The sequence below is a fragment of the Pantoea anthophila genome, assembly GCF_026104315.1.
Taxonomy (GTDB): domain Bacteria; phylum Pseudomonadota; class Gammaproteobacteria; order Enterobacterales; family Enterobacteriaceae; genus Pantoea; species Pantoea anthophila.
Map to the genome: position 1 here is coordinate 334791 of NZ_CP110473.1, position 14504 is coordinate 349294.

The 14504-nt window shown below is 58.4% G+C and carries 14 protein-coding genes; 12 read left to right on the forward strand and 2 right to left on the reverse strand.

Translation table 11 applies throughout. From position 1 onward, the window contains the following. The first annotated feature begins 160 nt into the window (after positions 1-160). From OJ965_RS04085 to ugpQ, 10 genes are all read left to right on the forward strand, one after another. On the forward strand, positions 161-1273 hold the full coding sequence (locus OJ965_RS04085; RefSeq protein ID WP_009087791.1) for a branched-chain amino acid ABC transporter substrate-binding protein: 1113 nt from the start codon (positions 161-163) through the stop codon (positions 1271-1273). Positions 1274-1407: 134 nt separating this feature from the next. After that, positions 1408-2334, forward strand: a complete 927-nt coding sequence (livH, locus tag OJ965_RS04090; RefSeq protein ID WP_009087789.1) for a high-affinity branched-chain amino acid ABC transporter permease LivH — start codon at positions 1408-1410, stop codon at positions 2332-2334. Continuing rightward, positions 2331-3602, forward strand: a complete 1272-nt coding sequence (locus OJ965_RS04095) for a high-affinity branched-chain amino acid ABC transporter permease LivM (RefSeq protein ID WP_058956964.1) — start codon at positions 2331-2333, stop codon at positions 3600-3602. Before livH ends, OJ965_RS04095 begins: the two co-directional genes overlap by 4 nt. Continuing rightward, complete coding sequence (livG, locus tag OJ965_RS04100) at positions 3599-4366, forward strand: high-affinity branched-chain amino acid ABC transporter ATP-binding protein LivG (RefSeq protein WP_009087785.1); 768 nt, start codon at positions 3599-3601, stop codon at positions 4364-4366. The genes OJ965_RS04095 and livG overlap by 4 nt, the downstream gene beginning before the upstream one ends. A gap of 1 nt (position 4367) precedes the next feature. Then, positions 4368-5081 (forward strand): high-affinity branched-chain amino acid ABC transporter ATP-binding protein LivF, encoded by a 714-nt coding sequence (gene livF / locus OJ965_RS04105; RefSeq protein WP_033736083.1) that lies wholly within the window; start codon positions 4368-4370, stop codon positions 5079-5081. A 404-nt stretch (positions 5082-5485) separates the two neighbouring features. Next, positions 5486-6802, forward strand: coding sequence for a sn-glycerol-3-phosphate ABC transporter substrate-binding protein UgpB (gene ugpB / locus OJ965_RS04110; RefSeq protein WP_265137899.1), 1317 nt, complete (start codon positions 5486-5488; stop codon positions 6800-6802). Between the two features lie 57 nt (positions 6803-6859). Next, the gene (ugpA, locus tag OJ965_RS04115; RefSeq protein WP_009087778.1) at positions 6860-7747 is read left to right on the forward strand and encodes a sn-glycerol-3-phosphate ABC transporter permease UgpA; all 888 of its coding nucleotides are present in this window, start codon (positions 6860-6862) and stop codon (positions 7745-7747) included. Beyond that, positions 7744-8589, forward strand: coding sequence for a sn-glycerol-3-phosphate ABC transporter permease UgpE (gene ugpE, locus OJ965_RS04120; RefSeq protein ID WP_046100748.1), 846 nt, complete (start codon positions 7744-7746; stop codon positions 8587-8589). Before ugpA ends, ugpE begins: the two co-directional genes overlap by 4 nt. Position 8590: 1 nt before the next feature. Further along, positions 8591-9664, forward strand: a complete 1074-nt coding sequence (locus OJ965_RS04125) for a sn-glycerol-3-phosphate import ATP-binding protein UgpC (protein WP_265137902.1) — start codon at positions 8591-8593, stop codon at positions 9662-9664. Beyond that, positions 9661-10404 (forward strand): glycerophosphodiester phosphodiesterase, encoded by a 744-nt coding sequence (gene ugpQ / locus OJ965_RS04130; RefSeq protein ID WP_265137904.1) that lies wholly within the window; start codon positions 9661-9663, stop codon positions 10402-10404. The genes OJ965_RS04125 and ugpQ overlap by 4 nt, the downstream gene beginning before the upstream one ends. Here the strand turns inward: ugpQ and OJ965_RS04135 are convergent. Beyond that, positions 10401-10688: a DUF2756 domain-containing protein gene (locus OJ965_RS04135; RefSeq protein WP_009087771.1), complete on the reverse strand. Its 288-nt coding sequence runs from the start codon at positions 10686-10688 to the stop codon at positions 10401-10403. The two genes, ugpQ and OJ965_RS04135, sit on opposite strands and share 4 nt — an antisense overlap. Before the next feature lie 206 nt (positions 10689-10894). Here OJ965_RS04135 and ggt point away from each other — a divergent pair, with 206 nt between their 5' ends. After that, positions 10895-12646 carry a gamma-glutamyltransferase gene (ggt, locus tag OJ965_RS04140; protein ID WP_033736081.1) on the forward strand — a complete coding sequence of 584 codons (1752 nt, stop codon included), beginning with the start codon at positions 10895-10897 and terminating at the stop codon, positions 12644-12646. Between the two features lie 237 nt (positions 12647-12883). On the opposite strand, the gene OJ965_RS04145 is transcribed toward ggt, so the two are convergent. Further along, positions 12884-13378 (reverse strand): GNAT family N-acetyltransferase, encoded by a 495-nt coding sequence (locus OJ965_RS04145; RefSeq protein WP_009087767.1) that lies wholly within the window; start codon positions 13376-13378, stop codon positions 12884-12886. 350 nt (positions 13379-13728) lie between these two features. On the opposite strand from OJ965_RS04145, the gene OJ965_RS04150 reads away from it, so the two are divergent. Then, positions 13729-14424, forward strand: a complete 696-nt coding sequence (locus OJ965_RS04150) for a pirin family protein (protein ID WP_009087765.1) — start codon at positions 13729-13731, stop codon at positions 14422-14424. Positions 14425-14504 lie beyond the last annotated feature (80 nt).

Below are 14504 nucleotides of genomic sequence, written 5' to 3' on the forward strand. Positions count from 1 at the left end.
TACAGAAGAAACATCCTGTTTAATAACCTGAAAAATAAAGCCTTATTACTAAAAAATGCCAGAAAAGTACGCTAACTCCTTCATGATCAATCAGTTTTCGACTTTATCTGGCAATGCACGCACTCACAACATACACGACAAAACAGATGGGGTAGTCAGGATGAAAATGAAAGGTCGCGCATTACTGGCGGGATGTGTAGCACTGGCGATGAGCCATGCGGCGCTGGCTGAAGATATTAAAGTGGCGATTGTTGGCGCAATGTCAGGCCCGGTGGCGCAGTACGGCGACATGCAGTTCGCGGGCGCTACTCAGGCGATTGAAGATATCAACGCCAAAGGCGGCGTTAACGGCAACAAACTGGTTGCGGTGAAATATGATGACGCCTGTGACCCGAAACAGGCCGTTGCGGTCGCGAACAAAGTGATTAACGACGGTATCCGTTATGTTATCGGCCATCTCTGCTCCTCCTCGACCCAGCCTGCGTCTGACATCTATGAAGATGAAGGCGTGCTGATGATTACCCCGGCGGCGACCGCACCTGACCTGACTTCCCGCGGCTATAAACTGATCATGCGCACCACCGGTCTGGACTCTGACCAGGGGCCGACCGCAGCCAAATACATTATGAGCGAGCTGAAGCCGCAGCGTATCGCCGTGGTGCACGACAAACAGCAATATGGTGAAGGCCTGGCGCGTTCCGTACAGGAGAGCCTGAAAAAGCAGGGCGCGAACATCGTCATGTTTGAAGGGATCACCGCAGGCGACAAAGATTTCTCTACGCTGGTGGCGCGCTTTAAGAAAGAGAACGTCGATTTCGTCTATTTCGGCGGCTACTACCCGGAAATGGGCCAGATCCTGCGTCAGGCGCGGGCGGCCGGTCTGAAAACGCAGTTTATGGGACCAGAAGGGGTGGGCAACGCCTCCCTGTCGAACATTGCCGGTGCGGCGTCTGAGGGCATGCTGGTCACGCTGCCGAAACGCTACGATCAGGTTGAAACCAACAAACCGATCGTTGACGCGCTGAAGGCGAAGAAACTTGATCCGACCGGTCCGTTCGTCTGGACCACCTATGCCGCGCTGCAATCGCTGACCACCGGCATGGAACGTAGCAAGAGCGAAGAGCCGGACGCTATCGTGAAGAACCTCAAAGAAGGGGCTGCGGTGCCAACCGTCATGGGCAACCTGAACTGGGATGAAAAGGGCGATCTCAAGGGCTTTGAATTCGGCATCTTCAAATGGCATGCCGATGGTACCTCGACCGCAGTGAAGTAAACCAGGCGGTTTTCTGGTGAGCCGGAGGCCAGCTAAGCGGTCTCCACTGACCGGCGACACGAACGCCTGGCACGCCGCTGCCAGGCGTTTTTTGTACCCCGATCGCCTGCGATCGGATAAGTAAGGGTTAAGGTATGTCCGAGCAGTTCCTCTATTTTATTCAGCAGATGTTTAACGGTGTCACCCTCGGGAGCACCTACGCGCTGATCGCCATCGGTTACACCATGGTTTACGGCATTATCGGCATGATCAACTTCGCCCACGGCGAGGTGTACATGATCGGTAGCTATGTCTCCTTTATCGTGATTGCCGCCCTGATGATGATGGGCATCGACACCACCTGGCTGATGATTGCGGCTGGCTTTGTGATGGCAGTCATTATCTCCAGCGCCTACGGCTGGAGCATTGAACGCGTGGCCTACCGGCCCGTACGTTCCTCTAAGCGCCTGATTGCGCTCATCTCCGCCATCGGGATGTCGATCTTCCTGCAAAACTACGTCAGCCTGACCCAGGGCTCACGCGACCTGGCGCTGCCGAGCCTGATCACCGGACAGTGGACGGTGGGGGAGAGCAACGGGTTTGCCGCCACCATCTCAACCATGCAGATTGTTATCTGGGTGGTGACCTTCCTGGCGATGCTGGCGCTGACCACCTTTATCCGCTACTCCCGCATGGGCCGCGCCTGTCGCGCCTGCGCTGAAGATCTGAAAATGGCCAGCCTGCTGGGCATTAACACCGACCGCGTGATCTCGCTGACCTTCGTGATCGGGGCCGCGATGGCCGCGGTAGCAGGCGTGCTGCTGGGCCAGTTCTACGGCTCGATCAACCCCTTCATCGGCTTTATGGCGGGGATGAAAGCGTTTACCGCCGCCGTGCTGGGCGGGATCGGCAGTATTCCGGGCGCGATGATTGGCGGACTGGTGCTGGGTATCGCTGAAGCGCTGACGTCAGCCTATCTCAGCACGGAATATAAAGATGTGGTTTCGTTTGCCCTGCTGATTGTGGTGCTGCTGGTGATGCCGACCGGGATTCTGGGTCGTCCGGAGGTTGAGAAAGTATGAAGACCTCGTTTATCAACGCCCTGATCGCCTCGGTGATGCTGCTGATACTGGCCACCTTCTTTATGGGACTGCGCCTGACGCTGGATGGCACAAATCTGGTGGTGCAGAACGCGGGCAGCGTGCGCTGGAACTGGATAGCCGCAGGCTGTGCGGTGGTGTTTCTGTTCCAGCTGCTGCGTCCGGTCTGGCAGAGCAGCCTGAAGAAAGTCTCTGGTCCGTCGCTGGTGTTGCCGGGCTTTGATGGCTCAACGCCGAAGCAGAAGCTGGTGATGGCGGTGCTGATTATCGCCGCAGTCGCCTGGCCTTTCCTGGTGTCGCGCGGCACCGTGGATATCGCCACGATGACGCTGATCTACGTGATGCTCGGCCTGGGCTTGAACGTGGTGGTGGGACTGTCGGGCCTGCTGGTGCTGGGCTACGGTGGCTTCTACGCCATCGGTGCCTACACCTTTGCGCTGCTGAACCACTACTACGGCCTTGGCTTCTGGCAGTGTCTGCCGCTCTCCGGCATCGTGGCTGCGCTGTTTGGGCTGCTGCTGGGCTTCCCGGTGCTGCGACTGCGCGGCGATTATCTGGCCATTGTGACGCTGGGCTTCGGTGAGATTGTGCGTATCCTGCTGCTGAACAATACCGCGCTGACCGGCGGACCTAACGGCATCAGCCAGATCCCTAAACCGACTCTGTTTGGCCTGGAGTTCGGGCGTACCCCGCGCGAAGGCGGCTGGGATACCTTCCACAACTTCTTTGGCCTGAAGTACGACCCCAGCGACCGTATCATCTTCCTCTATCTGGTGGCGCTGCTGCTGGTGGTGGTGACGCTGTTCGTGATCAACCGGCTGCTGCGGATGCCGCTGGGCCGCGCCTGGGAAGCCCTGCGTGAAGATGAGATCGCCTGTCGCTCTCTGGGCCTCAGCCCGACCCGCATCAAGCTGACCGCCTTTACTATCAGTGCCGCCTTTGCCGGATTCGCCGGCAGCCTGTTCGCGGCGCGCCAGGGCTTTGTCAGCCCGGAATCCTTTACCTTTGTCGAGTCCGCCTTTGTGCTGGCGATTGTGGTACTGGGTGGCATGGGATCGCAGTTCGCGGTGATTCTGGCTGCCATTCTGCTGGTGGTTTCCCGCGAGCTGATGCGCGATCTCAATGAGTACAGCATGCTGGTGCTGGGTGGCCTGATGGTGCTGATGATGATCTGGCGTCCGCAGGGCCTGCTGCCGATGAAGCGTCCGCATCTGAAGCTCAGAACCGGTAAACAAGGAGAAGAGGCATGAGTCAGCCTTTATTAGCCGTTGAAGGCCTGATGATGCGCTTCGGCGGTCTGTTAGCCGTAAACAATGTGGCGCTGGAGCTGCGTCCGCAGGAGATCGTTTCGCTGATTGGCCCTAACGGTGCCGGGAAAACCACGGTGTTCAACTGCCTGACCGGCTTTTACAAGCCAACCGGCGGCAGCATCACATTGCGTGACCAGCATCTGGAAGGCCTGCCGGGTCAGAAGATTGCGCGCATGGGCATTGTGCGAACCTTCCAGCACGTACGCCTGTTCCGTGAGATGACGGTGATTGAGAACCTGCTGGTGGCACAGCATCAGCACCTGAAGAGCGGTCTGTTTTCCGGCCTGCTGAAAACGCCCGCGTTTCGCCGCAGTGAGAGCGAAGCGCTGGATCGCGCGGCGACCTGGCTGGAGCGGGTCGGCTTACTCGACCTGGCTAACCGTCAGGCGGGCAATCTGGCCTATGGTCAGCAGCGCCGGCTGGAGATCGCGCGCTGCATGGTGACGCGCCCGGAGATCCTGATGCTGGATGAGCCGGCTGCGGGCCTCAACCCCAAAGAGACCCACGAGCTGGATGCGCTGATTGCGGAACTGCGTGGCGAACACAAGGTTTCGGTGCTGCTGATTGAACATGATATGAAGCTGGTAATGGGCATCTCTGACCGCATTTACGTGGTCAATCAGGGAACGCCGCTGGCTAACGGAACGCCGGAAGAGATTCGTAATAACCCGGATGTCATTCGCGCCTATTTAGGAGAGGCCTGAGATGGCAAATGCGATGTTAACCATTGAGAACGTCAGTGCGCATTACGGCAAAATTCAGGCGCTGCACAACGTCAGTCTTTACATCAATCAGGGCGAAATCGTCACCCTGATTGGTGCCAACGGCGCCGGAAAAACCACGCTGCTCGGCACGCTGTGCGGCGAACCGCGCGCGACCCAGGGCACCATTACCTTTGATGGCAAAACCATCACCGACTGGCAGACGGCGCGCATCATGCGTGAGGCAATTGCCATCGTGCCAGAGGGGCGGCGGGTCTTTTCGCGCATGACGGTGGAGGAGAATCTGGCGATGGGCGGTTTTTTTGCCAGCCGTCCGGACTACCTGTCGCGGATTAAGCGCGTGTATGAACTCTTCCCGCGTCTGGCGGAGCGTAAAATCCAGCGCGCCGGCACCATGTCCGGTGGTGAGCAGCAGATGCTGGCCATTGGCCGTGCGCTGATGAGCCAGCCGCGCCTGCTGCTGCTGGATGAACCGTCGCTGGGACTGGCACCGATCATTATTCAGCAGATCTTCGACACCATTGAGCAGCTGCGCAGCGAGGGGATGACCATCTTCCTGGTGGAGCAGAATGCCAATCAGGCGCTGAAGCTGGCGGACCGGGGCTATGTGCTGGAGAACGGGCATGTGGTGCTGGAAGACACTGGTGCAGCATTACTCTCCAACGAAGCCGTCCGCAGCGCTTACTTAGGTGCCTGATGGGGCACGGCCTGGCTGGCTTGCCAGGTTCCGGTTGGGCAGTGCTCGCCATCCTCACGTACTACGTGTACGCTCCGGTGGCTGCGCGCTGTCCGCCCGCAACCTGCCTGCGCCGCCGACGGCCTTTGAAAGTGATGCGGAATGTGCCGACTACGGCCTTCAGCTTCAGTGAAGTGAAAGTCGCAGTCAGGCCTTTTCAGCGTCTAATCGCTCTGGATTTATGTAACTAAAAACTGGCAGCATGGGCGTTTTGCCGCCGCGCTGCCAGCGTCCTCTTTTCCTCAATAAAGCCTGTCACCCGCCTGTCATCTGCCTGTTATTAATCCGTCATTTTCCCGTGTCATGTTACTCCGCGAACCAGAAATCCGTGATTTCACGCGTATTTACCTGCACAGGAAAATTCTATGTCCGTCGTTACCTTTCGCCGTAGCCTGATGAGCGCGCTGCTCGGTCTGACCCTCAGCGGCCATGCCATCGCCGCCACTGAGATCCCTTTCTGGCACTCCATGGAAGGCGAGTTAGGCAAAGAAGTCGATTCGCTGGCTCAGCGCTTTAACCAGACCCATCCCGATTACAAAATCGTTCCGACCTACAAAGGTAACTACGAGCAGAGCCTGGCGGCCGGGATCGCGGCAGTGCGCAGCGGCAAAGCGCCTGCGGTGCTGCAGGTTTATGAAGTGGGAACGGCCACCATGATGGCTTCACAGGCGATTGTGCCGGTGCATCAGGTCTTCAAAGATGCCGGCATCCCCTTTGATGAAAAGCAGTTCGTGCCAACGGTCGCGGGCTACTACAGCGACAGCAAAGGCCAGCTGATCTCTCAGCCGTTCAACAGCTCCACCCCGGTGCTCTACTACAATAAAGATGCTTTCAGGAAAGCGGGTCTGAATCCCGATCAGCCCCCGAAAACCTGGCAGGAGCTGGCCACGGATGCCGCCGCGCTGCGCAAGTCGGGCATGAGCTGCGGCTACGCCAGCGGCTGGCAGGGCTGGATCCAGATCGAAAACTTCAGCGCCTGGCATGCGCTGCCGGTCGCCACGGAAAATAACGGCTTTGACGGCCTGGATGCGGTGCTGGAGTTCAACAAACCGGTGCAGGTGCGTCACATCGAAATGCTGGAAGCGATGAACAAAAAAGGGGACTTCACCTACTTTGGCCGCAAAGATGAGCCGACGGCGAAGTTCTACAACGGCGACTGCGGCATCACTACCGCCTCCTCCGGTTCGCTGGCCGATATCCGTCACTACGCAAAATTCAACTTCGGCGTCGGCATGATGCCGTATGACGACACCGTAAAAGGCGCGCCGCAGAACGCCCTGATCGGCGGAGCCAGCCTGTGGGTGATGAAAGGCAAAGATGCGGCAACGTATAAAGGGGTCGCGGAGTTCATGCAGTTCCTCGCGAAACCGGAAATCGCGGCGGAATGGCACCAGAAAACCGGCTACCTGCCGATTACCACTGCCGCCTATGAGCTGACGAAACAGCAGAGCTTCTACGACAAAAATCCGGGTGCAGATATCGCCACCCGTCAGATGATGAACAAGCCGCCGCTGCCGTTCACCAAAGGCATACGTCTGGGCAATATGCCCCAGATCCGTGCCGTGATTGACGAAGAGCTGGAGAGCGTCTGGACCGGTAAACAGTCGCCGCAAAGCGCGCTGGATAACGCGGTCAAACGCGGCAACGAACTGCTGCGTCGCTTCCAGCAGCAGGTGAAGTAATCTGCCCGACAGGGCCAGTGCAGGCTGGCCCTCTCTCTTTCTGAATCAGAGTGCGCTATGTCTTCTTCTCGCCCGGTTTTTCGCACCAGCCTGCTGCCTTATCTGCTGGTGCTGCCGCAGTTACTGATCACTGCGGTCTTCTTTCTCTGGCCTGCCGGTGAAGCGCTGTGGTACTCGCTGCAAAGCCTCGATCCCTTTGGCCTCTCCAGCCGCTTTGTCGGACTGGAAAATTTCAGACGCCTGTTTGCCGATCCCTACTATCTCGATTCGTTCTGGACCACTCTGACATTCAGCGGCATGGTCACGGGGTTCGGCATGCTGTTTTCGCTGCTGCTGGCGGCGCTGGTCGATTATGTCGTGCGACTGCGCCGCCTCTATCAGACCCTGCTGCTGCTGCCCTACGCCGTTGCGCCAGTGGTGGCCGCGGTGCTGTGGATGTTTCTGTTCAATCCCGGTCTGGGCCTCTTCAGCTACCTGCTGCACCACATCGGCTATGAGTGGAACTATGCGCAGAACAGCGGACAGGCGATGTTCCTGATTGTTCTGGCGTCGATCTGGCAGCAGATGAGCTACAACTTCCTGTTCTTTTTCGCTGCTCTGCAGTCGATCCCGAAATCGCTGGTGGAAGCCGCCGCGATTGACGGTGCCGGGCCGGTGCGACGCTTCTTCAACCTTTCCCTGCCGCTGATTGCGCCGGTGAGCTTCTTTCTGCTGGTGGTGAATCTGATCTATGCCTTCTTCGACACCTTCCCGGTGATCGACGCGGCTACCGGCGGCGGGCCGGTACAGGCGACCACCACGCTGATCTACAAAATCTACCGCGAAGGCTTCACCGGTCTGGACCTCTCCTCGTCGGCGGCGCAGTCGGTGGTGCTGATGCTGCTGGTCATCGGGCTGACGGTCATCCAGTTCCGCTTTGTTGAACGTAAGGTGCAATACCAATGATTGAGAATCGACGCGGGCTGGATCTCTTCAGCCACCTCGTGCTGGTACTGGGCGTGCTCACCATCCTGTTTCCGCTCTACGTCGCCTTTGTCGCCGCAACGCTGGATAACGAGGCGGTCTATCAGGTGCCGATGACGCTGGTGCCCGGCACCCATCTCTGGGAGAACGTCTCACGCATCTGGACTCACGGCGTCAACGGCAGCGGCCCGGCATTTGGTCTGATGCTGCTTAACAGCATGATCATGGCGCTCGGCATCACCTTCGGCAAAATTACCGTGTCGATGCTGTCGGCGTTTGCGCTGGTCTGGTTTCGCTTTCCGCTGCGCACGCTCTTCTTCTGGCTGATCTTTATCACCCTGATGCTGCCGGTGGAGGTGCGTATTTTCCCGACGGTGCAGGTGATTGCCGATCTTAATCTGCTCGACAGCTACAGCGGGCTGACGCTGCCACTGATGGCTTCAGCAACCGCCACCTTCCTGTTTCGTCAGTTTTTTATGTCGCTGCCGGATGAGCTGGTCGAAGCGGCGCGCATTGATGGGGCCAGCGCGATGCGCTTCTTTATCGACATCGTGCTGCCGCTCTCCAGAACCAATCTGGCGGCGTTATTCGTGATCACCTTTATCTACGGCTGGAACCAGTATCTCTGGCCGCTGCTGATTATCAATGACGCCAGCCTCGGCACGGCGGTGGCGGGGATTAAAAGCATGATCTCCAGCAGCGGTTCGCCGACCCAGTGGAACGAAGTGATGGCAGCAATGTTATTAACCCTGATCCCACCGCTGGTGGTGGTATTGGTCATGCAGCGTGCCTTTGTGCGCGGTCTGGTTGAGAGTGAGAAATAAGATGGCAGGCGTAACCCTTCAGGCAGTGACCAAATCCTATGACGGTAAAAATCAGATCATTCAGCCGCTGAACGTCACCATCCATGACGGCGAATTTATGGTGATGGTCGGCCCTTCCGGCTGCGGAAAATCGACCCTGCTGCGCATGGTGGCGGGTCTGGAGCGGGTCAGCTCCGGCGATATCTACATCGATAACCGGCGCGTCACCCAGGAAGAGCCGAAAGATCGCGGCATCGCGATGGTGTTCCAGAACTATGCGCTCTATCCCCACATGTCGGTAGAGGAGAACATGGCGTATGGCCTCAAAATTCGCGGCATGGGCAAAGAGCAGATTCGTCAGCGGGTGCTCGACGCGGCGCGCAGTCTGGAGCTGGATCATTTGCTGACGCGGCGGCCGCGGGAGCTCTCCGGCGGGCAGCGTCAGCGCGTGGCGATGGGCCGCGCTCTCGTGCGCGAACCGGCGGTCTTTCTGTTTGATGAGCCGCTGTCGAATCTCGACGCCCGTCTGCGGGTGCAGATGCGGCTGGAGTTGCAGCAGCTGCATCGCCGCCTGCAGACCACCAGCCTCTATGTGACGCACGACCAGGTTGAGGCGATGACGCTGGCGCAGCGGGTGATGGTGATGAATAAAGGGGTGGTCGAGCAGCTTGGCACCCCGGTGGAGATCTATGAGCGTCCCGCCAGCCAGTTCGTCGCCGCGTTTATCGGCGCTCCCGCCATGAACCTGCTGAAAGGGCAGTTCAGCAGCGACGGGTCGCGCTTTAATCTCGACGCCTCGCACGCGCTGCCGCTGAGCGAGAGCAAGGCGAAATGGGCCGGCCGGCCGGTGGTGCTGGGCATCCGGCCAGAGCATATCCGGCAAAGCAGCCGCGAGCAGGGCGGCATCCCGCTGCGGGTGGACACGCTGGAGATGCTGGGTGCCGATAATCTGGCCCATGGCCGCATCGGCGACACGCCGCTGGTGGTACGCTTAGCCCACAGTGAACGGCCGGAACCCGGCACGACGCTGTGGCTGCATCTGCCGTCAGATGCGTTACACTTCTTCGATTCAACCCATGGAAAGCGTCTGGAATGAGTACACAACACTGGCCCTATCCCCGCATCGTCGCCCACCGCGGCGGCGGTAAACTGGCACCGGAAAATACCCTGGCAGCCATCGACACTGGCGCGAAGTTTGGACATCAGATGATTGAATTTGATGTCAAACTCTCGGCCGATGCGCAGATTTTTCTGCTGCACGACGACACGCTGGATCGCACCAGTAACGGCTGGGGCGTGGCGGGTCAGCTGCCGTGGGAAAAGTTATCGCAGCTTGATGCGGGCGGCTGGTTTGGCAACGCCTTCTTGGGCGAAAAGCTGGCGCGGCTGGATCAGGTGGCGGCGCGCTGCCGTCAGCATCAGATGATGGCCAACATCGAAATCAAACCCACCACCGGCAGCGAGACCGAAACCGGCCGTGCCGTGGCGCAGGCCGCGGCAATGCTGTGGCAGGATCAGACCGCGCCGCTGCTCTCGTCGTTCTCTTTTGAGGCGCTGGAAGCCGCCATGCAGGCAGAGCCGCAGCTGCCGCGAGGGCTGCTGTCCCACAGCTGGGACCCGCAGTGGCGGGAAAAGACCACGGCGCTGGCGTGCGTCTCCATCCACCTCAACCATAAAGTGCTGACCGCAGAGCGGGTTGCAGAGCTGAAAAGCGCGGACCTGAAGATTCTGGTCTACACCGTGAACAGTCCGGATCGGGCGCGGGAGTTACTGAAATGGGGCGTCGATGCCATCTGTACCGACGCAATCGACATCATCGGCCCCGACTTCGGTTAGTTCTGATTTGAATTCTGATTCTGCTGCCCCGGCTGCGTGGTGATTACCCGCTGCCGGGCGCTGTCGCGCTGTTCCTGCATTTTACGCTGCATATCCTGAGTCTGACGCTGCTGATCCTGGCGCAGCTTCAGCTGTTGCTGCTGCTGCTGGGTCTGCATCTGTGACTGCATCCGCTGCTGGCTGGGATTATAGCCCGGCCGGTTTGGGTCATTAGTGCTGTTCAGCGTGTTCGCCTGACTGGCGAAAGGCAGCAGGGCGGCTAAAACAATCATCCACTTTTTCATCACTCCTCCTTTCTGAACGCGACAGGGTTATGGGTGCACAACGGCGCACACCGGCTTCTGGGTCGCACCCATAAGTTTACCCGATATCACAGACCTGACTTTCAGATGTATTCCTGATTTGACTTAACCCTGACACTTTTGCTGTATTTGTAAGCACTTGCAGAAATGATAAAAAAATGTAAATAACAACACGGGATGGTGACAGGATGAAAATGCAGCAAACGGTGCGTCAGCTTAGCTGGTCGCTGGTGATGAGTTTTACCGTCGTGGCGGGCGCTAATGCCGCGCCGACGCAGGCGCCGCCCGTCTCCTATGGCGTGGACAGCGACACGTTTCACCCGGTCAAAGCGCAGCACGGCATGGTGGCGTCGGTAGACGCGATGGCGACCCAGGTCGGTGTAGAGATTCTGCGTCAGGGCGGCAATGCCGTTGACGCCGCCGTCGCCGTGGGTTTTGCGCTGGCGGTTACCCATCCGCAGGCGGGCAACCTTGGCGGAGGCGGCTTTATGCTGCTGCGCACCGCCTCGGGCCGTGCCACCGCCATCGATTTCCGTGAAATGGCACCGGGACGGGCATCGCGCGATATGTTTCTGGATAAGCAGGGCAATGCCGACAGCAAGCTGTCGCTGACCTCACATCTCGCGTCCGGCACCCCCGGCACCGTAGCGGGTCTGGCGCTGGCCGCACACAAATATGGCACTCTGCCGCTGAGTACCCTGCTGGCTCCGGCCATCCGGCTGGCGCGGGACGGCATTCCGGTTAATGATGCGCTGGCCGATGACCTGAAAACCTACGGCAAAGAGGTGCTGATCACCCATCCCAACAGCAAGGCGATCTTCTACAAGCCAGACGGCACACCGTGGCAGAAGGGCGATCGGCTGGTGCAGAAAAATCTCGCTCACAGCCTGCAACTGATCGCCCGTCAGGGGCCGGATGCCTTTTATAAAGGCGAAATTGCGGATGAGATCGCCGGAGAGATGGCACAGCACGGCGGGCTGATCACCAAAGCGGACCTGGCGGCCTATCGTGCCGTCGAGCGCAAGCCGATTAGCGGCACTTACCGTGGCTATGAGGTCTTCTCCATGCCACCGCCGTCGTCCGGGGGCATTCACATCGTGCAGATCCTCAATATTCTGGAGAATTTCGATCTGGCGAAGATGGGCTTTGGCAGTGCGGATGCCATGCAGGTGATGGCGGAAGCGGAAAAATATGCCTATGCCGACCGCTCAGAGTATCTCGGCGATCCCGATTTCGTGAAGGTGCCGTGGCAGGCGCTGACCAGTAAAGCGTACGCTAAGACGCTGGCGCAGCAGATCGATGTGGCGAAAGCGCGCCCCTCCAGCGAGATCAAGCCGGGTAAACTCGACCCTTATGAAAGCAACCAGACCACCCACTTCTCGGTGGTGGATAAGCAGGGGAATGCGGTTGCGGTGACCTATACGCTAAACACCTATTTCGGCAGCGGCATTGTGGCAGGCAAGAGCGGCATTCTGATGAACAACGAGATGGATGATTTCTCTGCTAAACCCGGAACGCCTAATGTCTATGGGCTGGTGGGCGGTGAAGCGAATGCCGTGCAGCCAGCGAAACGCCCGCTGTCGTCGATGTCGCCGACTATCGTGGCCAAAGGGGGCAAAACCTGGCTGGTGACCGGCAGCCCGGGCGGCAGCCGCATTATCACCACCGTGCTGCAGATGGTGGTTAACAGCATCGATTTTGGCATGAACGTGGCGGAAGCGACTAACGCACCACGGTTCCACCATCAGTGGCTGCCGGATCAGTTGCGGGTAGAGAAGGGCTTCAGTCCGGACACGCTGCGTCTGCTGGAAGCCAGAGGTCAGCATGTGAAGGTGCTGCCTGCGATGGGCAGTACCCAGAGCATCATGATTGGGCCGGATGGCATGCTGTATGGCGCGTCTGACCCGCGCAGCATCGATGATTTAAGTGCGGGTTACTGATACAAACCAGACCCAGGTGAATCTGACAGCAATAAATAAGCTTAACGTGCAGGGAATGGGGTCAGAAGAGGAAAGCGTCCCGCGCCAGGACGGCGCGGGCCGAGCGTGTCATGGATGACGGCTTTTGCGTCTTTCCGATCTGACCCCGTTTCCTGTGCAGGCGCTGACTGACAGCGAAACATGCCAGGGTTTTCAGCACAAAGGGCACCAGCAGGTGCCCTTTTTCATCATCACAGCTCAGGGTTTAATCCGCGCCATATAGTACGTATCGATGAGTTCACCGTCCCGTATAGCGAACCCACGCGCCGTTCCCTCAATCTCAAAACCAAATCGCTGATAAAGGGCAATGGCCGGCGCGTTGTCGACGAACACCGTCAGCTCCATTCGGCTCACCTGAAGCCAGTTATCGCACATGGCGACCATTTCACGCATCAGTGCGCTGCCGACGCCACGCTGCCGGTAACGCGCATCCACCCCCATTCCCAGTGAAGCGGCGTGACGGCGTCTGGGGCGCTCTTCCACCTTTAACGCGCTTTGCCCGACAACCTCATCATCAATGCAGGCAGCCAGCAGGTATGAATGGGGCTGAGGCGTGGCGAGGCGCGTATGCCACCCCTGCAGGGATGAATGGGGCAGGTGGAGGGTGCCGGCCTGGGTATCGGGCTGGCTGTAAATCCGGTGCAGTGCAGCGGCATCTTCGGGTATAACGTGCCGGACAACGATTTCACTCATGGTCGCTCCTTTCGCCGTTAAAAACCTTTTAAACATCAAGGTATTCAATCCGTTAATCAAGTGAAAAAGTGCGAAAACTGCTTTACAGACGCGAATGATAATGATTATTATTGTCATGCGTTCTCGGGAGGTCGCCCGACAGCCTGAGAAAGCACGACATTGCTCACATTGCTTCCAGTATTATTTAGCCAGCCAGGGCGCTGGCTTTTTTTTTGCCCGCTCTCCTTCAGCCTTTTTCAGCCACTGCGCAACCCTTGTTCAACTATTTTGAACAGAGGAGTGAAGTTTTTCAGCTATCAATCAGACCGTCTCAGGCACAGACTATGAAAAAACATTGAGGAGATCTGAAAATGATTTATGTACGCAAAGCTGAAGAACGCGGTCACGCAAACCACGGCTGGCTCGATAGCTGGCACACCTTCTCATTCGCCAACTATTACGACGCGAACTTCATGGGCTTCTCCGCGCTGCGGGTGATTAATGAAGACGTGATCGACGGCGGTCAGGGGTTTGGTACCCACCCGCATAAAGATATGGAAATCCTGACCTACGTGCTCTCCGGAACGGTTGAGCATCAGGACAGCATGGGCAACAAAGAGCAGATCCCGGCAGGGGAGTTCCAGATCATGAGCGCCGGTACTGGCGTGCGTCACTCGGAGTACAACGCCAGCGAAAGCGAACCGTTGCACCTCTATCAGATCTGGATCATTCCTGAGCGTACCGGCATTGAGCCGCGCTACGATCAGCGCCGCTTCCCGGATGTGCAGGGACGTCAGCTGGTGCTCAGCCCGGATGCCCGTGAAGGATCGCTGAAAGTCTATCAGGACATGACTCTGTCGCGCTGGGTACTGGGTGCCGGTGAACAGGATAACGTGGCGATTGAACCCGGTCGTCGCATCTGGATCCAGGTCGTCAAAGGCAACGTGAGCGTAAACGGTAACGCGGTGACCACCAGCGATGCCCTCGCTATCTGGGATGAAAGCGCGCTTACGCTGGAAGCCAGCACGGCCGCAGAAGTTCTGCTGTTTGATCTGCCACCGGTCTGAGAAAACTGACGGGCGCACCCCGGTGCGCCCCGCTGGCAATTTTGTGACAGAAAAGTGATAGACTCATCGTACTTTAGCTT